21 protein-coding genes are annotated in these 20,685 nt (G+C 64.0%); 14 read left to right on the top strand and 7 right to left on the bottom strand.

The features are described 5' to 3' along the window. Window positions 1-25 precede the first annotated feature (25 nt). Together AC1RJW_RS12555 and AC1RJW_RS12550 are read right to left on the bottom strand one after the other, a co-directional pair. On the bottom strand, window positions 26-3,178 hold the full coding sequence (locus AC1RJW_RS12555) for a S8 family peptidase (protein WP_493045213.1): 3,153 nt from the start codon (window positions 3,176-3,178) through the stop codon (window positions 26-28). A 42-nt stretch (window positions 3,179-3,220) separates the two neighbouring features. Further along, entirely contained in the window at window positions 3,221-3,979 is a 759-nt protein-coding gene (locus AC1RJW_RS12550) for an NF038120 family PEP-CTERM protein (protein WP_493045212.1), read from the bottom strand. A 477-nt stretch (window positions 3,980-4,456) separates the two neighbouring features. On the opposite strand from AC1RJW_RS12550, the gene gspG reads away from it, so the two are divergent. From gspG to AC1RJW_RS12490, 12 genes are all read left to right on the top strand, one after another. Continuing rightward, window positions 4,457-4,900 carry a type II secretion system major pseudopilin GspG gene (gspG, locus tag AC1RJW_RS12545; RefSeq protein WP_475415177.1) on the top strand — a complete coding sequence of 148 codons (444 nt, stop codon included), beginning with the start codon at window positions 4,457-4,459 and terminating at the stop codon, window positions 4,898-4,900. A gap of 36 nt (window positions 4,901-4,936) precedes the next feature. Beyond that, window positions 4,937-6,142, top strand: a complete 1,206-nt coding sequence (locus AC1RJW_RS12540) for a type II secretion system F family protein (RefSeq protein ID WP_493045210.1) — start codon at window positions 4,937-4,939, stop codon at window positions 6,140-6,142. Continuing rightward, entirely contained in the window at window positions 6,139-7,836 is a 1,698-nt protein-coding gene (locus AC1RJW_RS12535) for a GspE/PulE family protein (RefSeq protein ID WP_493045209.1), read from the top strand. The genes AC1RJW_RS12540 and AC1RJW_RS12535 overlap by 4 nt, the downstream gene beginning before the upstream one ends. Further along, complete coding sequence (locus AC1RJW_RS12530) at window positions 7,829-8,653, top strand: hypothetical protein (protein ID WP_493045208.1); 825 nt, start codon at window positions 7,829-7,831, stop codon at window positions 8,651-8,653. Before AC1RJW_RS12535 ends, AC1RJW_RS12530 begins: the two co-directional genes overlap by 8 nt. Then, complete coding sequence (locus tag AC1RJW_RS12525; RefSeq protein ID WP_493045207.1) at window positions 8,650-9,198, top strand: ubiquitin family protein; 549 nt, start codon at window positions 8,650-8,652, stop codon at window positions 9,196-9,198. Before AC1RJW_RS12530 ends, AC1RJW_RS12525 begins: the two co-directional genes overlap by 4 nt. After that, entirely contained in the window at window positions 9,195-9,767 is a 573-nt protein-coding gene (locus AC1RJW_RS12520; protein WP_493045206.1) for a hypothetical protein, read from the top strand. Before AC1RJW_RS12525 ends, AC1RJW_RS12520 begins: the two co-directional genes overlap by 4 nt. Beyond that, entirely contained in the window at window positions 9,764-10,291 is a 528-nt protein-coding gene (locus AC1RJW_RS12515; protein WP_493045205.1) for a hypothetical protein, read from the top strand. Before AC1RJW_RS12520 ends, AC1RJW_RS12515 begins: the two co-directional genes overlap by 4 nt. Then, the gene (locus AC1RJW_RS12510; protein WP_493045580.1) at window positions 10,291-12,330 is read left to right on the top strand and encodes a secretin GspD/PilQ domain-containing protein; all 2,040 of its coding nucleotides are present in this window, start codon (window positions 10,291-10,293) and stop codon (window positions 12,328-12,330) included. The genes AC1RJW_RS12515 and AC1RJW_RS12510 overlap by 1 nt, the downstream gene beginning before the upstream one ends. Next, on the top strand, window positions 12,327-12,809 hold the full coding sequence (locus AC1RJW_RS12505; protein ID WP_493045204.1) for a type II secretion system protein: 483 nt from the start codon (window positions 12,327-12,329) through the stop codon (window positions 12,807-12,809). The genes AC1RJW_RS12510 and AC1RJW_RS12505 overlap by 4 nt, the downstream gene beginning before the upstream one ends. 3 nt (window positions 12,810-12,812) lie before the next feature. Then, on the top strand, window positions 12,813-13,205 hold the full coding sequence (locus AC1RJW_RS12500; RefSeq protein WP_493045203.1) for a type II secretion system protein: 393 nt from the start codon (window positions 12,813-12,815) through the stop codon (window positions 13,203-13,205). A gap of 5 nt (window positions 13,206-13,210) precedes the next feature. Further along, complete coding sequence (locus AC1RJW_RS12495) at window positions 13,211-13,861, top strand: type II secretion system protein (RefSeq protein WP_493045202.1); 651 nt, start codon at window positions 13,211-13,213, stop codon at window positions 13,859-13,861. 241 nt (window positions 13,862-14,102) lie between these two features. Further along, the gene (locus tag AC1RJW_RS12490; protein ID WP_326457286.1) at window positions 14,103-14,600 is read left to right on the top strand and encodes an FxDxF family PEP-CTERM protein; all 498 of its coding nucleotides are present in this window, start codon (window positions 14,103-14,105) and stop codon (window positions 14,598-14,600) included. 267 nt (window positions 14,601-14,867) lie between these two features. On the opposite strand, the gene murJ is transcribed toward AC1RJW_RS12490, so the two are convergent. Then, window positions 14,868-16,415, bottom strand: a complete 1,548-nt coding sequence (gene murJ / locus AC1RJW_RS12485; protein ID WP_493045201.1) for a murein biosynthesis integral membrane protein MurJ — start codon at window positions 16,413-16,415, stop codon at window positions 14,868-14,870. 308 nt (window positions 16,416-16,723) lie between these two features. Here murJ and rpsT point away from each other — a divergent pair, with 308 nt between their 5' ends. Then, a complete protein-coding gene (rpsT, locus tag AC1RJW_RS12480) occupies window positions 16,724-16,990 on the top strand; it encodes a 30S ribosomal protein S20 (RefSeq protein ID WP_010395935.1) in 267 nt (88 codons plus the stop codon). Window positions 16,991-17,165: 175 nt separating this feature from the next. Here rpsT and AC1RJW_RS12475 read toward each other — a convergent pair whose 3' ends face one another. The 3 genes from AC1RJW_RS12475 to AC1RJW_RS12465 form a co-directional block, all read right to left on the bottom strand. Beyond that, a complete protein-coding gene (locus tag AC1RJW_RS12475) occupies window positions 17,166-17,618 on the bottom strand; it encodes a DUF192 domain-containing protein (protein ID WP_493045200.1) in 453 nt (150 codons plus the stop codon). A gap of 131 nt (window positions 17,619-17,749) precedes the next feature. Then, the gene (locus AC1RJW_RS12470) at window positions 17,750-18,073 is read right to left on the bottom strand and encodes a hypothetical protein (RefSeq protein WP_493045199.1); all 324 of its coding nucleotides are present in this window, start codon (window positions 18,071-18,073) and stop codon (window positions 17,750-17,752) included. A 110-nt stretch (window positions 18,074-18,183) separates the two neighbouring features. After that, window positions 18,184-18,747 carry a pseudouridine synthase gene (locus AC1RJW_RS12465; RefSeq protein WP_086147367.1) on the bottom strand — a complete coding sequence of 188 codons (564 nt, stop codon included), beginning with the start codon at window positions 18,745-18,747 and terminating at the stop codon, window positions 18,184-18,186. Window positions 18,748-19,035: 288 nt separating this feature from the next. Here AC1RJW_RS12465 and icd point away from each other — a divergent pair, with 288 nt between their 5' ends. Next, window positions 19,036-20,289, top strand: a complete 1,254-nt coding sequence (icd, locus tag AC1RJW_RS12460; RefSeq protein WP_070253571.1) for an NADP-dependent isocitrate dehydrogenase — start codon at window positions 19,036-19,038, stop codon at window positions 20,287-20,289. Between the two features lie 91 nt (window positions 20,290-20,380). Here icd and cspE read toward each other — a convergent pair whose 3' ends face one another. Continuing rightward, window positions 20,381-20,584, bottom strand: a complete 204-nt coding sequence (cspE, locus tag AC1RJW_RS12455; RefSeq protein WP_010395943.1) for a transcription antiterminator/RNA stability regulator CspE — start codon at window positions 20,582-20,584, stop codon at window positions 20,381-20,383. Between the last annotated feature and the right edge of the window lie 101 nt (window positions 20,585-20,685).

Raw genomic sequence — 20,685 nt, 5'->3', positions numbered from 1 at the left:
TGTGTTACTGCCTGGAGCGATGCCGTTACAGCTTGGCGTCCGCTCTCACGTTGCGCTGGCTGGGGACGGCCAGCGGCAACGGGTTGTTGGTCTCCACCGACAGCACGGTGGTGGACGCGGCCGCATTGTTGCCATCAAGGAAGACTACGCCGCCCAGGTAGCGCTTGCCCGTTTCCAGGCCCGACCAGCTGACGCCGGCCGTGGCGCTGCCGCCCACGTACACCTTGCTGGGCAGGGTGGCTTTCAGGTTGCCGCCCTTGTCGGCTGTCGTGACGACGGCCGACGACAGGCCGAAGCTGGTCGACACGCCATTTGCCACTTCGTAGCCGATCGCGCACACCTTGTAGCTGCCTGCCGGCGGAGTCGTCACGGTGATGGACTCGTTCGAGCCGGCCGTGGCCGAGGTGGCGACGGTCGCGCCGGCGCTGTTGAGCAGCAGCAGGTCGAGGTCATTGCCGGCGCCTTCGGTCGTGTCGCGGTCGAAGATTTCAAAACGCGCCACCACCGTGCTGGCTGGAATGCTGACATTGACCACGCGCACGCCGCTGCCGCCCGCCTTGCACGCGGCAGCCATCTGCGCCAGCGTGTCGACGCTGCCCGGCGCGGCCTGGCCGATGGTTTGCTCGCTGCGCGCCACTTCCTTCAGGCCGCCCGTCGCCGCGCCCACCTTGCCGGCAAAGCCGGTGGACAGGGTCAGCGAACGCAAGCCGCTGACCTTGTCCGCCTGCAGCAACGCCGGCGACTGCACCGCGCGGCCCGAGCGGGCCGTGACGGGGCTGCGTACCGTGTGCACGCCGTCGCTCCACACGAGGGCGCCATACTGCCAGGCATTGTCCGGCGCCGTGGTGCGCGTCAGGGTCACGGTGAAGGACTTGGTTTCGCCGGGCGCGAGCAGCAGGGTGGCAGGCGAAACCGCCACGCTGTAGCCGCTGACCGAGGCGCTGGCCGTGTAGGTGGCGCTGCTGCTGCCCACGTTGGTGACGCGGCGCGTCACCGTTTGCGTGCCCAGCACGTTGCCGATGGTGATCGACGGCACGTTCAGGTTGTAGCCGGCAATGGTGCCGCCCGCGCATTCGGCCGTCATGCCGACGCCGCACATGTATTTCTTGTAGTCGGCCAGGCTGGCGTCATACACGAGGCCGGGATCGGTCGCCTTGTTCGGCGTCACGTGGCCGGCGCCCTGGCCCCATGGCAGGATGCCGCGCGCGTCGCCTGCCTGAACGTCGGGCAGGGTGGTGCTGCCGGTTGTCATCAGGGCCGATTTGATGGCGGCAGGGCTCCAGTCCGGATGCTGCTGGCGCAGCAGGGCGGCCAGGCCGGCCACGTGCGGGCTGGCCATCGAGGTGCCTTGCAGGAAGATGTAGGCTTGCGGCGGCACCAGGCTGCCATCCTGCACGGCGTCGCGCTGGGCGCGCGACAGGGCAGGCGTGCCGCCGGCCAGGATGTCCACGCCAGGCGCCGTGACGTCCGGCTTGAGCAGGTTGGCGTCGTACAGGTTCGGACCGCGCGACGAGAAGTCGGCCACCACGGGGGCGGCAGGGCCGTTGCCGTTGGTAACGAAGCGCGAGATGGCCGCCGTGGCCGCGCCCGTTTGCGCCTGGGCGTTGATCAGCGCGCCGTCGGCGGCGCTCACGTGCACGGCCGGCAGCACGTGCGGGTCGGACACCAGGCCCACGCCCGTGTCGACCAGCACCATGCCGGCGCCGCCCGCTTCGAGCACGGCGACGCCCTTGTCGGTACGCGCCGTGGTGCCGCGCAGGCAGCTGACGACCTTGCCGGCCACCTTGGCCGGATCCAGCAGGGCCACGCCGCCGTTGTCGCCGGCGCGGTAGCACAGCGCCAGTTTTTGCGCATCGGCGCCGGGCAAGCCCGCATCCTGGGCGCGGATCAGGGTGGTGGCGGGCAGCGGATTGTAGTTGAGCGAGGCGCCCGTGTACTTGGCGCCATTGCCCAAGGTCACGGTGGCCTGGTTGGCGCGGTTATGCGTCGAGGCGGCCACCGTGGTGATCCACGGGCTGACGTGGGCCACGGTATTGGCCGGGCCCGCATTGCCGGCGGACGCGGCAACGAAGACGCCCGCGTTCGACGCGTGCAGGAAGGCTTGCTCGACGGGATCGTTGACGCTGCCGCCGCCGCTGATCGAGTAATTGATCACGTGTACGCCGTCCCGCACGGCTTTTTCGATCGCCGCCACGCTGTCGCCGCCGTAGCAGCCGTTTTTCGCGCCGGTGGGCTGGGTGGCCAGGTTGTACGACCAGCACACCTTGTAGACGGACAGGCGGGCGCGCGGCGCCACGCCGGAAATGGCGCCCAGCGGCGTGCCGCTGACGGTGACGGGCACGCCCGCATTGCCGCCCGCGGTGGACGAGGTATGCGTGCCGTGGCCGCCTTCGCCATTCGGGTCGCCGATGGAATCGCGCGGCGAGGTGTATTCGCTCCAGTGCTGGATCTTGTCCGTCTCGGTCAGGCGCACGGCGTTGAAATACTGCGCGCCGAGCAGCTTGTTGTTGCAGTGGTCTTGCGTAAAGCCTTCGCCCGTCTGGCAGCTGCCTTTCCAGGCGGCCGGCGGCGCGCCATATGCCAGGGTGGCGTTCGGATCGAAGGTCGGGGCGCCGTTGGCGTCGACCTTGTCCGCATACGACAGGTTTTCCGGCCACACGCCGCCATCGACGATGCCGATGATGATGTCTTCGCCCGCATGCTGCTTGCCGCCCAGCTGGCTCCACAGGCCGCCCGGCTGGTCCAGGCCCAGGAAGGTGGGCGTGTAGTTTGTCTGCAGGGCGCGCGGCTCGTCGGGGGCGATGCTGGCCACCTCGCCGCTCGCTTGCAGCTGGCGCACTTCGGCGTCCGTCAGCAGGGCGGAGAAACCGTTGAGGACGATCTTGTACTGGTATTGCACGGGCGCGGCGGCGACCAGGGCTTGTACCCGGGCCTGCTTCTGCTCGAGGTAGTCGCCGTACAGCTGCACTTCCGTGCTGGCCAGGTCGAGGCGGCCGCCGGCGGCCGGCTGGGTGGCGCCCAGGCCTTCCACCGAACCGGCGTAGGAAGCGATCGGTTTATCGTTCAGCTGCACGATGTAGGGACGGCGCAGGTCGTCGGCGTGGGCCTGGAAGCTCAGGCTGGCAAACAGGCTCAGTACGGCGAGCGAAATGGGGCGTAAAGCGGGACGGAATGTCATGTGGTTTTTCCTGGTAACGGTAGCGGGAATCGAAGGGGCAGATCAGGCTTGACGGCGGCGGCGCGCCACGAAACCGATGCTTGCCAGGCCCAGCAGCATCATTGCGTAGGTCGATGGCTCCGGTACCGAGGCGACGATGTTGTCGAGCGCAAACTGGCCCTTGTTGGTGCTGAAGGCGTTGCAGCTGCCGGCCGTGTTGCAAGTGAAACCGAAGAAGGCCAGCGAAGCGAACTGCTGGCTGCCAAAATTGGCGCTGGTGTTGTAGCGCTGGAACTGGAAGTTGCCGCCGATGGGGCCGCCCAGCTGGTACGTTTCATATAGGGAAGAGCCGTCCGCATAGAAGCCTTGCACGCGCAGCAGGCCCGCGACGGCCGGATAGGTGACGCCCTGGGCGTAGCCGATGAAGCTGGCGTCGAAGCCCTGCAGGCTGACACTGCCGCCCGTCTTCAGCGGGTCCAGGTAGACGATGCCGTCGTTGAGGGAGGCATAGTAATTGCTCGTATTGTTGGTCGGGCACGCCATGCCGCAGGCGGCCGGGTCCGTGCCGTCGAATACGGCGCCGACCAGGTCGCCATAACTGGCGCCGGCGGCATTCGAGGCACCCGTCAGCAGGAATTTGCCGAATTCCAGCGAGTCGCCGTGGCCGACGAACTGACTGTCGAGGTTGTCAAAGTTGATCACGTCCGCGATGGCGGCGGGAGCCCAGGCGGCGGACAGGGCCAGGATGGCGGCGCCAGTCCACTGCTTGGCCGAGAAAGGACTTGCTGCGGCAGTTGCCTTCGAATGCACAATACGAGTCATGAATTTTCCCTTGGTGATTATGTAGGATGCAATATTTTTTGCGTCTGGGATGCTGTCTTGGATGCTCTTTCCTGCGCGGCCGGATAAGACCAATGCGTAGAAAATTGACTTTTACTATAGCAAAAGAGGCAATTTCATTGTTTGATATTCTTTCAAATTTAATTTGAAAGTTACAAATAATGAATGAATAAAATTCATCATTTACTATGACTTGGCAACCAAAAGTAGATAGTTTCCGCATTGAAAATAGTTGAATAATTGACTAGCCAGTCAAGCGCGCGCGGCGCCGTGGCGGTTTCGCGCACACTGGATGGTTTCCGCAGGAATTTGTTGTTCACAGTGCAAAGAAAAGATTGTATTAACCATAACCGGCATGGTAGGCTGATAAGCATCAGGCAAGCGCGTGTCGCCCGTGCGTGGCCATCCGCCGCGCGCAGCGACGCAATGTATTGAAGGTAGGCAATAAGGAGTTACCGGATGCATGCAGCACACAGGCAGAATCTTGCGGCAACGCGCCAGGCGCGCGGCTTTACCTTGCTCGAACTGCTGGTGGTCATCGTGATCATCGGCTTGCTGGCGGCCTATGTGGGCCCCAAGTATTTCGCCCAGCTGGGCAAATCCGAAGTGACGGTGGCCAAGGCGCAGATCGAGGCGTTTGAAAAATCGCTCGACACCTACCGCCTCGATGTGGGACGCTATCCGACCACGGAAGAGGGCCTGGCCGCGCTGCTGGCCGCGCCGCCCACCGCCGGCACGCGCTGGAATGGTCCCTACCTGAAAAAGGCCGTGCCGCTCGATCCGTGGGGCCATGCCTATCAATACCGCGCGCCCGGCAGCAAGGGCGAGTACGACATCGTCTCGATGGGCAAGGATGGCCAGCCCGGCGGCAGCGGCGAAAACGCCGACATCAGCTCGCAATAGCGCCAGCGCCATTCTTTTTCCTACGGACAAGCCATCATGCAGTTTGAAGTACGCGCGCTTTCCACGGACCAGGCCGTTGCTACCCTGACGACGTGCGTGATCGATGGCCGCGACGAGGCGGACGCGCGTCGCCAGGCCGAGGCGCGCGGCCTGTTCGTCAGCGCCATCCGCCCCCTGCGCGCCACGCCGTTCAGCACGGCCGGGCGCCAGCGCGCGCGGGCCTTGCCCCTGCTGCTGTTCAGCCAGGAATTGCTGGCGCTGCTGCAAGCGGGCCTGGGCATCGTCGAAGCGCTGGAAGCCTTGCTGGAAAAGGAAGCGTCGCCAGCCACGCGCAGCGTGCTCACGCGCCTGCTGGAAGGCTTGCGCGAAGGCAAGCGCTTTTCCGCCGTGCTGGCAGAGCAGGCGGAACTGTTTCCCCCCTTGTATATCGGCATCGTCAAGGCGGCCGAGGGCACGAGCGACTTGCCGCGCGCCCTGTCGCGCTACATCGACTACCAGCAGCGCATCGATACCGTGCGCAGCAAGATCGTCAGCGCCGCCATCTATCCCGCCATTTTGCTGGCCGTGGGCGGCGGCGTCAGCGCTTTCCTGATCAGCTACGTGGTGCCCCGTTTCGCCGAGGTCTACCAGGGCGCCGGGCGCAATCTGCCGTGGATGTCGCAAGTGATGCTCAGCTGGGGCCAGTTCGTCACCGAGCACGGCCTGCTGCTGTTGCTCGGACTGCTTATCACCGGCAGCGTCGTGTTCACTGCCGTGCGGCGCGTGCTGCGCCATGGCGGCGTGGCGCGCCTGCTGGCGAAGCTGCCCGGCATCGGCGAGCGCGTGCGCATCTATGAACTGTCGCGCCTGTACCTGACCCTGGGCATGCTGTCCGAAGGGGGCATTACCATCGTGCAAGCCATTTCCACCGTGCAAGCGATGGTCTCGCCGGGCATGCAGGCATCCTTGCAGCAGGCGCGCGCGGCCATCGAGGCGGGCCAGCCCCTGTCGTCCGCGTTTGAGCAATATCAGCTGACGACGCCGATTTCGCTGCGCATGCTGCGCGTGGGCGAGCGTACGGGCGACATGGGCCCCATGCTGACGCAGTCGGCGGCCTTCTATGACGGCGAAATCAGCCGCTGGATCGACCGTTTTACGCGCACCTTCGAACCCTTGCTGATGGCCGCCATCGGCCTGGTCGTGGGCGCCATCGTGATCCTGCTGTACATGCCCATCTTTGACCTTGCCGGCGATATTTCATGATGCCATCCGCAGCCGAATCCACCGTGGCCATCGACCCTGCGCTGCTGCAGCGCGCGCGCATCCTGAGCCGGCAATCGAAGCGCAGCCTGGTCGAGGAATTGCAGGAGCTGAGCGGCATCGAGGCGCGCGCCGTGGTGCGCGCACTGGCGCGCCCGTTCGGCCTCGACGTGCTGGAAACGGCCGACATGCTGGCCTATGCTCCCGCCTTCGATGTGCTGCCCCTGTCGCAGGCGCTGGCGCGCCACAGCGTGCTGCTGCGGGGCGCCGATGGCCAATTGGTGGGCGTGATTGCCGACCCGTTCGACCTCGACCTGCAAACCTGGCTGAGCGCGCGCGCGGGGCAGGGCGTGTTGGACGTGCGCCTGGCGCTGCAGGCCGACGTCGGCGCCTACCTGTCGAAGCAGGAGGAATCGGCGCGCGCCGTCGACAACCTGCTGCCCGGCGCGGCGAACGACGCGCGGCGCGACGGCAAGACGGCGGCCGTGCTGTCGTTCGCCAGCGTCTCGGAAGCGGCCAGCCCCGCCGTCAAGCTGGTCAACTCGACCTTGTATGATGCGCTGAAGGCGGGCGCCTCGGACATCCACTTGGAAAGCACGGCCGGCGGACTGGCAGTCAAGTACCGCGTCGACGGCGTGCTCGATCATGCCACGGCCGTCAACGGCATCGAGGTGGCCGAGCACATCATCTCGCGCCTGAAGGTGCTGGCCGAACTCGATATCGCCGAGCGCCGCGTGCCGCAGGACGGCAGCTTCCGCGTCGAGTCGGGCGGGCGCGAAATCGATTTGCGCGTCTCCATCATGCCCAGTATCCATGGCGAGGACGCCGTCATCCGCATCCTCGACAAGCGCGCCATGATCGAGGCCTACGGCGCCCTGACCCTGGAGGCGCTGGGCTTTGACGCGCCGTCGCTGGAAGCCCTGCGCGCGCTGGCGCAGGAAGCCTACGGCATGCTGCTCGTCACCGGCCCCACGGGGTCGGGCAAGACGACCACCCTGTATGCGGCGCTGACGGAAATCCACAACGGGCGCGAAAAGATCATCACCATCGAAGACCCCGTCGAATACCAGTTGCCAGGCATCCTGCAGATCCCCGTCAACGAAAAGAAGGGGCTGACCTTTGCCAAGGGCTTGCGCTCGATCCTGCGCCACGACCCCGATAAAATCATGGTGGGCGAGATCCGCGACCGCGAGACGGCGGAAATCGCCGTGCAGTCGGCCCTCACGGGCCATCTGGTGCTCACCACCGTGCATGCGAATAATGTGTTCGACGTGTTCGGCCGTTTTACGCACATGGGCATCGACCCGTATGCGTTTGTTTCGGCCCTGAACGGCATCTGGGCACAGCGCCTGATCCGCACCAACTGCCCCCATTGCGCCACCGGCTACACGCCGGACGACGGTGAACTGGCCAGCGTGGGCCTGGCGCGCGCCGACGTTGATGCATATCAATTCAAGCAGGGCAAGGGCTGCGGCGACTGCCGCGGCACGGGCTACAAGGGACGCCGCTCGATTGCCGAGATTCTCGTGCTGACCGATGAAATCCGCGAACTCATCGTCGATAAAAAACCGATCCGCCAGATCAAGGCGGCCGCGTATGCGAACGGCACGCGCAGCCTGCGCCTGGCGGCGCTGGAACTGGTCAAGCGGGGCGCCACCACCATCGCGGAAATCAAGAGGGTCACCCTGCATGCGTAGAGGTTACGGAATAGGGCTGCGCCTGGGCGTGGCGGCGGGCAAGGTGAGCCTGTGGCGCAGCAGCCGCTGGCGCGCGCCCGCCTGGACACCGCTGGGCGAAGCCGCGTATGTGCCGGACGCCGCTCATGGCCTGCATGGCGATTTTGCCGCCCTGGGCCAGGCGCTGGAGCGGCTGCTGCCGGCGGGGCAATACGCGGGCTGGCCCCTGTCCGTGGTGCTCGACGATGCTCTGGCGCGCCTGTGGCAGGTGGACCTGCCGCAGGGCGCCGCTCGCCTGGCCGATATCGAGGCCGCCGCCGCGCTGCGCTTCCAGTCGCTGTATGGCGATCCGCCCGGCCTGTGGCACAGCAGCAGTGCCTGGGATGCGCGCGCGCCGTTTTGCTGCGCCGTGCCGCGTGCGCTGCTGGCGCAGCTGACGCGCGTGGCTGCCGAACGCAAGCTGGCGCTGATTTTCATTACGCCGCAATTTGCGCGCCACTGGAACCGCTGGCACGGCGCCTTGAAACCGGGTGCCTGGTTCGGCCAGTTGCAGGAGAACGCCTTGACCCTGGGTGTGCGGCACGATGGCCGCCTGTGCGCCGTGCGCGCGCTGCCCGTGCCGCCTGGTGCCGGCAGGGACTGGCTGGCGCAGACGCTGGCGCGCGAAGCGCTGCTGCAAGGCGTGCCCGCACCGGTGCTGCTGCAGCTGTGCGGCGCGCCGCCGCCCGCATGGCTGACGCAGGCGAAAGAGTTCGACTGCCAGATCTTTTCCACGCCGGACGGGGAAGGCGCCCTGTCGCCGGCCGCCCGGCTGGCGCGCAGCGGAGGCGTGGCATGACGCGCCTCGATATCGATTTCGCGCCTCCCGGCTGGCGCCGCAGCCTGCACCGCGTGCCAGCGTGGGCCTGGTTCACGGGCGCGCTGGGCGTGGCTTTGATCGCCACGGCAGCGTGGGCCGGCAGCGCCGCGCTGCAGCGCCAGCAGGCAAGCGAGGCACGCTGGCTGCTGGCGCAGCAGCGCGTGGCGGCCGCCATGCAGGGACCGGCGCCCGTGCCGCGAGTACCGATCGCGCCCGCGCAGGCGGCGGCCGTGAATGCGGCCATCCTGCAATTGAACCTGCCGTGGCGCGACCTGCAGGATGCGCTGGCCAGCGCCACGCCGCCCGCCATCGCGCTGCTGGCGCTGGAGCCGGACGCGCGCAAGCGGGTGCTGAAGATCACGGCCGAAACCACCGGCAGCGACGCCATGGTGGCCTATATCGCGCAATTGAAGCAGCAGGAGCTGTTCGGCTCCCGCGTGCAGCTGCTGCGCCATGAAATCAACGCGCTCGATCCGAACAAGCCCTTGCGCTTCCAGCTCGAAGCGCGCTGGGGTACGCCATGACGGCCATCGACATCAACACCTTGCGCCTGCGCGCGCAACTGCTGCTGCGCCGCCTGGGTGCGCCCGCCTGCCTGGCCGTGGTTCTGCTGGCGCTGGGGATCGCCGCCTGGACGTGGGCCTGGCAGCAGCGCGCCGTGGCGGCACGGCTGGAAGCGCGGCCCTTGCCGCAGCCATCGCTGGCCGTGGCGGCCTTGGCGCCGCCGGCGACGGCCAGCGAGAACCTGGCGCACTTTTATGCCGCCCTGGGACAGCAGCGCCACGCGGAGCAGCAGGTCAAGCAGCTGTTCGACCTGGCCGCGAAAAACGGCTTGCTGCTGGCGCAGGGCGAATACAAGAGCGGCTACGACAAGGCCAGCAGGGTCGCCACCTGGCAGGTGACCTTGCCGCTGAAGGGCAGTTATGCGGCCGTATGGCAGTTCGCGCTGCAAGCGCTGCGCGCCGTCCCCTTCGCCTCGCTCGACGAATTGAGTTTTCGCCGCGAGCAGATCGCCGATACGCAGCTCGAAGCACGCCTGCGCCTGACCTTTTATCTGACCGATACGCCTGGCGTTGCGGGAGAAACACCATGACCCCGCGCCATTGGCTCATGCTGGCCGGCGTGCTGGGCGCGGGCGCCTTGCTGCTGTTCGGCGAGCGCCAGCCCGTGTCCAGCGTGGCGGAAGCCGTGGAGCGGACCGTCGCGCCTGTGCCCGCGCGCCATGCGGCCGCCAGGCCGCCAGCCGCGCAGCCGGCCATCCTGGCCTTGCTGCCGCGCAGCGAAGTGGCGGGCGAGGATGGCGACACCTTTGGCGGCGCCGGCGCCGTCTTCCAGAGCCAGAACTGGAATCCGCCGCCGCCGAAGGTGGTCGCCGTCGCCCCACCGCCGCCACCACCGCCGATGGCGCCGCCGCTGCCCTTCGTCTACCTGGGCAAGGCGGCCGCCGACGGCGCCTGGGAAGTGTTTTTGTCGCGCGCCGACAAGACGTATATCGTGCGCGCCAATACCGTCATCGATGGCGCCTACAAGGTCGTGACGATCGCGCCGCCCGTCATGACGCTCACCTATCTGCCGTTGAACCAGGTTCAGCAGCTCAACATTGGAGTACTCGAGTGATGTCTCGTTCCTTTTCACCGGCGCCGTTGCTGGCGCTGCTGGTGCTGCTGTCCGGCTGCGCAGGGCAGCAGGCTTACCGCGACGGGCGCGAGCTGATTGCGCAAGATCAAATCCCGGCCGGTCTGCAAAAGCTGCAGGAAGCGCTGCAGCAAGACCCCGGCAACGCGCAGTACCGCAGCGCGTATCTGCAGGCGCGCGAACGGGCGACCAGCAGCCGCTTGCAGCAGGCCGAACGCCAGGCGCAGGCGGGGCAGGGCGACCTGGCGCGTGCCTCTTTCCTGGGCGTGCTGGAAATCGATGCGCAGAACGAGCGCGCCAGCAGCGGCTTGCGCGCGCTCGAACGCGAGCAGCGCCAGGGGAAATTGCTGTCTGAGGCACGCACGGCGTTTGATGCAAAACAATACGATCCGGCGCGCCAGCGCCTGAACGCCATCCTCACCGAGCAGCCGAATCACCCCGGCGCGCGCGCGCTGCTGCGCGAGGTCGATGAAAAAACGGCGCCGCCCATCGTCGAATCGGGCCTGGCCAAATCGTACAAGCAGCCGATCACCATCGAGTTTCGCGACGCGCCATTAAAACAGGTGTTCGAGCTGATCGCGCGCCGCTCGGGACTCAATTTCGTCTTCGACAAGGACGTCAAGGCGGACGCGAAAACCTCGATCTTCCTGAAAAACAGCACGGTGGAGTCGGCCGTGTACTTCCTGCTGGTGACGAACCAGTTGGAGCAGCAGGTGATGGATGCGAACACGATCTTGATCTATCCCAATGTTGCGGCGAAATTGAAGGAATACCAGGAAGTGCTGGTGAAAACCTTCTTCCTGGCGAACGCGGACGCCAAGCAGGTGGCCAACACGCTCAAGACCATCTTGAAGACGCGCGACGTGGTGGCCGATGAAAAGCTCAACCTCGTCATCGTGCGCGACACGCCCGAGGCGATCCGCCTGGCCGAGCGCCTGATCGCGCTGCAGGACGTGCCCGAAGCGGAAGTGGTGCTGGAGCTGGAAATCCTCGAGGTCAAGCGCAGCCGCCTGCTGGAACTGGGCGTGGCCTGGCCGTCGAGCCTGACCCTGACGCCTTTGAGTACCTCGGGCGGCGCGGGGCTGACCATCAACGACTTGAATAACCTGAACCAGCGCACCATCGGCGTGAGCGACCTGTCCGTGACGGCGAATGCCAAGAAGACGGATGGCGACGCGAATATCCTGGCCAATCCGCGCATCCGCGTGCGCAACCGGGAAAAGGCGAAGTTCGTCATCGGCGACAGGGTGCCCGTGGTGACCACCACGATTTCGCCGGGCACGGGCGGCTTCGCTTCCGAGTCGATCAGCTACCTGGACGTGGGCCTGACGGTGAACGCCGAGCCGACCATCTATTTGAACAATGAAGTGGGCATCCGCATTTCGCTCGAAGTGAGCAACCTGGGGGCTGCCACCACCACCCGCAGCGGCTCGACCCTGTACCAGATCGGCACGCGCCAGGCCTCGACCATGCTGCAATTGAAGGATGGCGAAAACCAGGTGCTGGCGGGGCTGATCAACAATGAGGAGCGCAGCTCGGGCAACAAGGTGCCGGGCCTGGGCGACATCCCCGTGCTGGGACGCCTGTTCGGCAGCAGCAAGGACGACAGCCAGAAGACGGAAATCGTGCTGTCGATCACACCGCACCTGGTGCGCTCGGTGCAGCGTCCGGAAGCGAAGGAATCGGAATTCTCGGCCGGTACGGAAGGCAGCTTCCGCCGCCGTCCCGACATGGCGGCCAAGGCGCCCACGCAGATGCCGGGCACGGTCATCGTGCGTTCCGGTCCGTCCGCCGTCGGCATGCAGCCGGCACCGCCGCAGCCGATGATGACGCCCGGACAGCTGCCGGCGCCGCTGCAGCCGCAGCCGCAGACGGTGCCCGCGCCGGAAGTGGCGCCGTCGCCCGAGCCGGCCGCATCGCCCCTGCCGATATCGTCCGGCCAGCCCGTGCCGCTGCAGGCGGCGCCCTTGCCCCTGTCGTCGAGCCAACCGGTGCCGGTGGTACCGCCGCCCGCCAAATGAGCGTGACGCGCGCGCAGGGCGGCTTCACCCTGATCGAGCTGCTGGTGACCCTGGCCATCCTGGGCGTGCTGGCTACCCTGGTGATCCCCGTCACGCAGGTGACGGGGCAGCGGCGCCAGGAACAGGAATTGCGGCGCGCGCTGCGCGAGATCCGCCAGGGGCTCGACGCGTATAAGCGGGCCGGCGACGAGGGCCGCATCCTGCGCGCGACCGACGCTAGCGGCTACCCGAAAAGCCTGGAACTGCTGGTCGAGGGCGTGCCGGACCAGCGCAACCCGAAGCGCAGCAAGATGTTCTTTTTGCGCCGCGTGCCGCGCGACCCGTTCAACGCGGATGCTGCCCTGAGCGATGCGCAGACCTGGGGCAAGCGCAGCTACGCCAGCGAAGCGGCCGAGCCGCGCGAGGGCGACGATGTGTACGATGTGTATTCCACGTCCGGCAAGACCGGCTTGAACAACGTGCCTTACCGTCTATGGTGAACCATGCCCGCTGAAAATGCCCTGCGCCGCGCGCGCGGCTTTACCCTGATCGAACTGCTGGTGGTGCTCGGTATCGTGGCGCTGCTGCTGACCCTGGCCGTGCCCCGGTACTTTCCCAGCCTCGACAAGGCGAAGGAAACCGTATTGGCCGACAACTTGCGCAACCTGCGCACGACCATCGACCAGTTCCACGGCGATACGGGGCGCTATCCCGATTCGCTGGAGCAACTTGTGGAAAAGAAATACCTGCGCGCCATGCCCATCGACCCCATCACGGACAGCGACAGCAGCTGGCTGATCGTGCCGCCGCCCGACGACACGCCGGGCCAGGTGTACGACGTGAAAAGCGGCGCGCCCGGCAAGGACCGCAGCGGCACGCCGTTTGCCGACTGGTAGCGGCCATGCCTCGTTCTGCGCGCCGCCAGCGCGGCTTTACCTACCTGGGCCTGATCATCCTGGTGGCCATCCTGGGCCTGACAGGGGCGGCTGGCCTGAAGATGGGTTCCTTGCTGCAGCGCCAGGCGGCCGAGCAGGAACTGCTCGACATCGGCGCGCAGTTTTCAGATGCCCTCTACAGTTATGCGGCCGCCACGCCGCCGGGCCAGCCGCAACAGCCGCCGACCTTGGCCGCCTTGCTGCGCGATCCCCGTACGCCCCAGTTGCGCCGGCATCTGCGCAAGCTGTTTGTCGATCCCATCACGGGGCGTGCCGAGTGGGGCTTGTTGTACCAGCCCGGCAGCAACGGCATCATTGGCGTACACAGCCTGTCGAAGGCAGCGCCATTGAAAGTTGGCAATTTCGAGGCCCGGTTTGCGGGCTTCGAAGGCAAGGCCCATTTTTCGGAGTGGCACTTTATGCTCGTCGCCCAAGGGCAAGCCACCCCGGCCGCGGCGGTGTCAGGCATGCCGGCGGCCGAGGCGCCTGGCATCGCTCCCGCTTTGCCGGCAGCACCGTTGTTTTCCCGCCCTGTTACCCCACCGCAAGAACAGGCGCCACCAGAGCCAAATGAGCAGCCTGAAGCGCAAAATGTCGATGAAAACACGGCCGAATAGGCACTTTCACCGTAAAACATGGGAAAAAATAGCCGTATGCACCGATAACTATTTTCTTCCAGAAATTCATAGATAGTGGCAAATAGTTCATTTCGAAAATAGTTATCTTGGACGAAACTTCGATAAAATATTTATAAGTAATTTGATGCAATTATGCTACCATCCTGTTCAGTACTTCCGGTACTAAAACTATTGGTGGCCTGCGCATTGCAGCCATAAATTACTTTTTAAGGGATAAGCTATGAAATTGAAATTTATCGCTGCAGGCATTCTGGCAGCAGCATCGTTCAGCGCGTCGGCAGCAACCTACGACCTGGGCATCCTGGATCCAACCGGTTCCGATACCCTGTCGGCCATCACCACCAAGTTTGCCGCTAACTCGGCAGTTGACGATTTCTGGACCTTCAAGCTGGTCACCCCATCGTCGACGTCGTTTGGCGCACTGCAAACGTTCTCCGTGGTCGAAGGCGCGATCAAGGATTTCTCCGCAACCTTGCTCGGTTACGGCAACCTGACCAACACCAGCGCCGCTGGTATCCAGAGCCTGAGCTGGGATGGTCAGCTGGCCGCCGGTTCGTACACGGTGCACGTGACGGGCCTGACGGGCCTGAAAAATGCAGCGTACCTGGGTTCGGTCTCGGCACTGCCAGTGCCAGAGCCAGAAACCTACGGCATGCTGCTGGGCGGCCTGGCGCTGGTTGGCGCCGTGGCACGCCGCCGCGCCAAGAAAGTTGCTTAAGCTTGCGCTGCAATGAAAAAAACCCGCTTCGGCGGGTTTTTTTTCGTCTGGATCATTTGCGCAAGGCAAGACGCCGGCAACAACATCCTGCGCAATCTGGACAAGCTGTGCAGGACCAGGCGCCAAGTCGAAGACAGTACGCCAGTACGGCAAAGCTCCGCCAACAACATCCTGCGCAATCTGGACAAGCTGCGCAGGACTAGGCGCCAAGTCGAAGACAGTACGCGAGTACGGCGAGACGCAGGCAACAACGTCCTGCGCAGCTTGTCACGCGTGGCGCTTGAAGTCGCGGAAGCGGAAGCCAACGAGGAACAAGGTGGCAAAGTACGCCACGCCGCACAGGGCCACCACTAGGGCCAGCGCGCCGGCCCGCAGCAGCGGATGGGCTTGCATGGCGATCCAGTCGATGCGCATGGCGCCCGCATACGCCACGCCGCCCATCACGACGAGTGCCGGCAGCAGGCGCGCGAAGAATTTGGCCCAGCCCGGTTTCGGCTGGTAGATGCCGCGCTTGCGCAAGCCCCAGTACAGGAAACTGGCGTTCAGGCAGGCGCCCAGGCCGATCGACAGGGCCAGGCCGGCCACGGCGATGTAGGGCACGAACAGCAGATTCATCAGCTGCGTGGCGATCAGCACGCCGATGGCGATTTTCACGGGTGTGCGGATGTCCTGGCGCGCATAGAAGGCGGGCGCCAGGGTTTTCACCAGGATGATGCCGATCAAGCCCAGGCTGTAGGCCACCAGCGGCTGCGTCGACATGGTCACGGATTCGGCTGTGAACTTGCCGTAGTGAAACAATGTCGCGATCAGCGGCGTGGCCAGGGTCGCCATGCCGACGGCGGCGGGCAGGGCCAGCAGGAAGGTCAGGCGCAAGCCCCAGTCCAGCAGGGCCGAGTATTCCGTCTTGTCGCCATCCACATTCGCTTTCGACAGGCTGGGCAGCAAGATGGTGCCCAGGGCCACGCCCAGCATGGCGGTCGGGAATTCCATCAGGCGATCCGCATACGACAGCCAGGAAATGCTGCCTTCTGCCAGACGCGACGCGATGCTGGTGTTGATCATCAGGCTGATCTGCGCCGCCGAGACGGCGAACACGGCCGGTCCCATCTTCTTCAGCACGCGGCGCACGCCGCCGTCCGACAGGCCGATGGCGGGATTGAGCGACAGCCGCGGCAGCATGCCGATCCTGATCAGCGCGGGAATCTGGATGGCCACCTGCAGCAGGCCGCCGGCGAACACGGCAATCGCCATGGCGTAGATCGGCTGTTTCAGGTATGGCGCGAGGAACAGCGAGGCGGCGATAAATGACAGGTTCAGCAGCACCGGCGTGAACGCGGGAATCTTGAATTCGCGCCAGGTATTCAAGATGCCGCCGGCCAGGGCCACGAACGACATGCAGGTAATATAAGGGAACATCAGCCGCGTCATCCACACGGCTGCATCAAAAGCACCGGGATCCTTGGACAGGCCCGTGGCGATCACGTAGACGAACCACGGCGCGCCGACGATGCCGATGGCCGAGACGAGCAGGGTGGCCCAGACGAGGGTGGTGGCCACATGGTCGGCCAGTTGCTTGCTCGCTTCCTGCCCATGCTGGTTCTTGTATTCAGACAAGATCGGCACGAAGGCTTGCGAGAACGCGCCCTCGGCAAACAATCGGCGCAACAGGTTGGGGATGCGGAAGGCAACAATGAAGGCGTCCGTGTAGGCGCCGGCGCCAAAGGCGCGCGCGAACAGGCTTTCGCGCAATAATCCGGTTACACGGGACAGCATGGTCATGCTGGAAATGGCGGCGAGGGTTTTAAGCAAGTTCATGGGGGCAGATTATAGCCGGGCGCGGTACCGTTAAACGCTTAAAATATGGTAACAATTGCTGCCGATTCGCGGCCGATTCGCCCTTGCCAGCCCCATTTTCAGGTGTTTTTGGCGTCACACACGGTTTTTTGATTTGCCCCCGCTTGAAAATATCGCTATAATCGAAGGCTGTACAGAATTCTGTTACGCAGACACTAATGTTTGACAGGCACTGGTTTGGCACACATGGTTCGGCAGACGCACAGAACGCACCGGTTGGCAAACACTAATGTTTGCAAACGCACTTTGACCCTGTTTTAGGAAATTCCATGGCAAATACCGCACAAGCGCGCAAACGCGCTCGTCAAGCAGTTAAGCAAAACGCACACAATTCGTCCCAACGTTCGACCTTGCGCACGGCTATCAAAGCTGCTCGCAAAGCGATCCAGGGCGGCGACAAGGCAGCTGCTGCTGCAATCTTCCAGGCATCCGTGTCGACCATCGACCGTATCGCTGACAAGAAGATCATCCACAAAAACAAGGCAGCTCGCCATAAGAGCCGTCTGGCAGCTGCTTTGAAAGCACTGTCCGCTTAATATTCGCCAGCAGGCAAGCCACCACGGTGGCCTTGCCTGTGCCGGTACGCTGGCACTGGTTGAAAAGCAAAAACCCGCAGATTCGTTCTGGCGGGTTTTTTCGCGTGCGCGCATGCTTTTTCGGTCATCCGCGGCAGTCGTTTTCCGGCAGCGCCTTGCTGCCGGCCGCCACGGGCTAGCGCAGCGCTGGCAAGTTGCCGATGCTCATGCCCGGCTTGATATTCTTTTGCTTGAACCAGCCCAGATGCATTTCCAGCGCATAGCGCACGGGCACGGTCTTCGTGGAGCAATGGCTGTCGAGCGTGTGCGGCTGCATGTCTTCGATGTTGACGATCTTGCCGCTGGCATCGATAAAGGCCACCGACAGGGGCAGCGGCGTGTTCTTCATCCACATGCATTGCGTCGACGGGTTGCCAAAGACAAACAGCATGCCCGCATTCGCCGGCATTTTTTCACGGTACATCAACCCCTGTTCGCGCTGCTCTTCCGTGGCGGCCACTTCCGCCTGGATCAAATGCATGCCGGCCGACAGTTGCAAGCTCTTGCCCTGCGGTGTTTGCGCTTGCGCAATGCTGATGCAAGACAGCAGGGCGATGGACAGGCTGAGGCGGCGAAGGGAGTTTTTCATGGGGCGTGGCGGTGGCTGCGAAGCGGCGATTAAGCCATGCTGGCGCCTGCCTGGTCAAGCGTGCTGCCTGGCCGCATCGAAAGCGTGGGGTTACCGCAACATCGTCGCTGCCGTCACCCCGGGAACGACGTTTACTTCACCGGCTTGCCCGCTTCAGCCGCCGGTTGCTTCGTCTTGCGCGCCTGGGGAATCAGGCGCGGCGCATCGGTTGCGGCCGAAGCCTTGGCCGATGCGCCGGAACGGGCCGCGTCCGTCGCGGCCGAGGCGTTGACGGAGGCCGACGCCGGCGGCACGGGCTTGCTGGCATCGGTGGCTGCCGAGGCGTGGCTGGCTGCCGATGCAGGTGGCGGCTTGGCGGCATCGGTCGCGGCGGAAGCGTGTACCTGGGCGCCCGACTGGGCCAGTGCGGCGCCGGCAAGCAGGGAAGCGGCCAGCGTGAATATTACTTTTGTCATCATCTTTCCTTTTCCGTCATGTTAAGGTCAGATGATTTTAATGCATTATCTAAAAATAAATAATGCTTATTGGAAAAATTTCGGTGCCGAAACCGTTTTTCTTGTCCTGTTCACGCCTTGCCAATGTTCTCGGCCGGCACTTCGCACCATTCGCCAGGCAGCAAGGGATGGCTGGCCAGCGAGAACGGGCCGATGGCGCTGCGCACCAGGCGCAGGGTGGGCAGGCCGACGGCCGCCGTCATGCGCCGCACTTGCCGGTTTTTCCCCTCTTTCAAGGTGATCGCCAGCCAGGACGTGGGCTTGTCGGCGCGCGCGCGGATGGGCGGATTGCGCGGCCACAGCCAGTCCGGCTCGGCGATGCGCACGGCCTTGCACGGCTTGGTGATGAAGTCGCCCAGGTCCAGCGGCGCCTGCAGGCGCGCCAGGCTGGCCGCATCGGGCACGCCGTCGACCTGCACCAGATAGGTTTTCGCTTCCTTGCGGTCCGGGTGGCTGATCTCGTGCTGCAGGCGGCCGTCGTCCGTCAGCAGCAGCAAGCCTTCGCTGTCGGCGTCGAGCCGGCCGGCCGGGTAGATGCCGGGAATGGTGATGTGGTCGGCCAGGGTGGCGCGGCCGTCCTGCGGCGAAAACTGGCACAGGACCTGGAATGGTTTATTGAAGAGAATGAGTGGCATGCTGGATAAATTGATGCAAACGAGGGTGGCTGCTGGTCGGCGCCGCAAAAGCGTGGCGCCCTGTAAGATACTGGTGCATAATGTGAAATGTTAGTCTTATGTCTTATAGAAGACATAGGCGGTATGGCAACGAGGTTCTTTGGCGCCGCGGATGGCCCGGCTGTTCTTTCCCTGCTAAAGTGCGTTATTGCCGCCCTGTTCGGACTTGTTTTTGTAAACTCTGCAACCGCAGAGCGCGTCGCCGGCCCGTGTTGCCCGCCAGCGGTGTGTCCCACTTCGGAGATCACGATGTATCAACATATCACTGTACCTGCTGACGGCCAAAAAATCACCGTCAACGCCGATTTTTCGCTGAATGTACCAGATAATCCCATCGTTCCCTTCATCGAAGGCGATGGCACGGGCATCGATATCAGCCCGGTCATGATCAAGGTGATCGACGCTGCGGTGGCCAAGGCCTACGGCGGCGCGCGCAAGATCAGCTGGATGGAAATCTATGCGGGCGAGAAATCGACGAATGTGTACGGCCCCGATGTGTGGCTGCCGGAAGAAACCTTGCAAGTACTGAAAGATTACGTGGTCTCCATCAAGGGCCCGCTGACCACGCCCGTCGGCGGCGGCATCCGCTCGCTGAACGTGGCGCTGCGCCAGCAGCTCGATCTGTACGTCTGCCTGCGTCCCGTGCGCTATTTTACGGGCGTGCCGTCGCCCGTGAAAGAGCCGGAAAAGACCGACATGGTGATTTTCCGCGAAAACTCGGAAGATATCTATGCCGGCATCGAATACCAGCAAGGCTCGCCCGAAGCCAAGAAATTGATGGATTTCCTGGTCAATGAAATGGGCGTGACGAAAATCCGCTTCCCGGCCACGTCGGGCCTGGGCATCAAGCCCGTGTCCATCGAAGGCACGCAGCGCCTGGTGCGCAAGGCCATCCAGTATGCGATCGACAATGACAAGCCCTCCGTGACGATCGTGCACAAAGGCAACATCATGAAGTACACGGAAGGCGGCTTCCGCGACTGGGCGTATGCGCTGGCGCAAAAGGAATTCGGCGCCGAGTTGATCGATGGCGGTCCATGGTGCAAGTTCAAGAATCCGAAGACGGGCCGCGACATCATCGTCAAGGATTCCATCGCTGACGCGTTCCTGCAACAGATCCTGCTGCGTCCGGCCGAATACAGCGTCATCGCCACCCTGAATCTGAACGGCGATTACATTTCCGACGCGCTGGCGGCGCAAGTGGGCGGCATCGGTATCGCGCCGGGCGCCAACCTGTCCGATTCCGTCGCCATGTTCGAAGCGACGCACGGCACGGCGCCGAAGTACGCGGGCAAGGATTACGTCAACCCCGGTTCCCTGATCCTGTCGGCGGAAATGATGCTGCGCCACATGGGCTGGCTGGAAGCGGCCGACCTGGTGATTTCTTCAATGCAAAAATCGATCGCGTCGAAGCGCGTCACCTACGATTTCGCCCGCCTGATGGAAGGCGCGACGCAAGTGTCGTGCTCCGGTTTCGGCGAGGTGATGATCGAGCACATGTAATCGCAAGGGCAGGGTGCGCTGCGCGCATCCTGCGGACGAAAAAAAACCCCGTCAGGAGACGGGGTTTTTCACATCTGAGGGCCGGCGATGCTTAGGCTGCTTGGATGTTGGAAGCTTGCTTGCCTTTAGGGCCTTGCGTGACTTCGAATTGAACTTTTTGACCTTCTTTGAGGGTCTTGAAACCGTTCATGTTGATTGCGGAGAAATGAGCAAACAAATCTTCGCCGCCATCATCTGGAGTGATGAAGCCAAAACCTTTGGAATCATTGAACCACTTAACTGTACCTGTTGCCATAAAAAGAACTTTCAAAATTAAAACAAATCACACGAGCCATAAAAGCAAGAAGCTTCTTGCCCCCTCCTCGACGTCTCACTTCTTATCAAGCTGTACATTAC

The sequence above is a fragment of the Janthinobacterium sp. GW822-FHT07A03 genome, assembly GCF_058798815.1.
This window is presented reverse-complemented; position numbering and strand designations above follow the sequence as displayed.

What these genes read in the sequence shown, in the direction of transcription:
- AC1RJW_RS12555 (WP_493045213.1), bottom strand. Translation starts at nt 3,178, where the DNA reads ATGACATTCCGTCCCGCTTTACGCCCCATTTCGCTCGCCGTACTGAGC.
- AC1RJW_RS12550 (WP_493045212.1), bottom strand. Translation starts at nt 3,979, where the DNA reads ATGACTCGTATTGTGCATTCGAAGGCAACTGCCGCAGCAAGTCCTTTC.
- gspG (WP_475415177.1), top strand. Translation starts at nt 4,457, where the DNA reads ATGCATGCAGCACACAGGCAGAATCTTGCGGCAACGCGCCAGGCGCGC.
- AC1RJW_RS12540 (WP_493045210.1), top strand. Translation starts at nt 4,937, where the DNA reads ATGCAGTTTGAAGTACGCGCGCTTTCCACGGACCAGGCCGTTGCTACC.
- AC1RJW_RS12535 (WP_493045209.1), top strand. Translation starts at nt 6,139, where the DNA reads ATGATGCCATCCGCAGCCGAATCCACCGTGGCCATCGACCCTGCGCTG.
- AC1RJW_RS12530 (WP_493045208.1), top strand. Translation starts at nt 7,829, where the DNA reads ATGCGTAGAGGTTACGGAATAGGGCTGCGCCTGGGCGTGGCGGCGGGC.
- AC1RJW_RS12525 (WP_493045207.1), top strand. Translation starts at nt 8,650, where the DNA reads ATGACGCGCCTCGATATCGATTTCGCGCCTCCCGGCTGGCGCCGCAGC.
- AC1RJW_RS12520 (WP_493045206.1), top strand. Translation starts at nt 9,195, where the DNA reads ATGACGGCCATCGACATCAACACCTTGCGCCTGCGCGCGCAACTGCTG.
- AC1RJW_RS12515 (WP_493045205.1), top strand. Translation starts at nt 9,764, where the DNA reads ATGACCCCGCGCCATTGGCTCATGCTGGCCGGCGTGCTGGGCGCGGGC.
- AC1RJW_RS12510 (WP_493045580.1), top strand. Translation starts at nt 10,291, where the DNA reads ATGTCTCGTTCCTTTTCACCGGCGCCGTTGCTGGCGCTGCTGGTGCTG.
- AC1RJW_RS12505 (WP_493045204.1), top strand. Translation starts at nt 12,327, where the DNA reads ATGAGCGTGACGCGCGCGCAGGGCGGCTTCACCCTGATCGAGCTGCTG.
- AC1RJW_RS12500 (WP_493045203.1), top strand. Translation starts at nt 12,813, where the DNA reads ATGCCCGCTGAAAATGCCCTGCGCCGCGCGCGCGGCTTTACCCTGATC.
- AC1RJW_RS12495 (WP_493045202.1), top strand. Translation starts at nt 13,211, where the DNA reads ATGCCTCGTTCTGCGCGCCGCCAGCGCGGCTTTACCTACCTGGGCCTG.
- AC1RJW_RS12490 (WP_326457286.1), top strand. Translation starts at nt 14,103, where the DNA reads ATGAAATTGAAATTTATCGCTGCAGGCATTCTGGCAGCAGCATCGTTC.
- murJ (WP_493045201.1), bottom strand. Translation starts at nt 16,415, where the DNA reads ATGAACTTGCTTAAAACCCTCGCCGCCATTTCCAGCATGACCATGCTG.
- rpsT (WP_010395935.1), top strand. Translation starts at nt 16,724, where the DNA reads ATGGCAAATACCGCACAAGCGCGCAAACGCGCTCGTCAAGCAGTTAAG.
- AC1RJW_RS12475 (WP_493045200.1), bottom strand. Translation starts at nt 17,618, where the DNA reads ATGAAAAACTCCCTTCGCCGCCTCAGCCTGTCCATCGCCCTGCTGTCT.
- AC1RJW_RS12470 (WP_493045199.1), bottom strand. Translation starts at nt 18,073, where the DNA reads ATGACAAAAGTAATATTCACGCTGGCCGCTTCCCTGCTTGCCGGCGCC.
- AC1RJW_RS12465 (WP_086147367.1), bottom strand. Translation starts at nt 18,747, where the DNA reads ATGCCACTCATTCTCTTCAATAAACCATTCCAGGTCCTGTGCCAGTTT.
- icd (WP_070253571.1), top strand. Translation starts at nt 19,036, where the DNA reads ATGTATCAACATATCACTGTACCTGCTGACGGCCAAAAAATCACCGTC.
- cspE (WP_010395943.1), bottom strand. Translation starts at nt 20,584, where the DNA reads ATGGCAACAGGTACAGTTAAGTGGTTCAATGATTCCAAAGGTTTTGGC.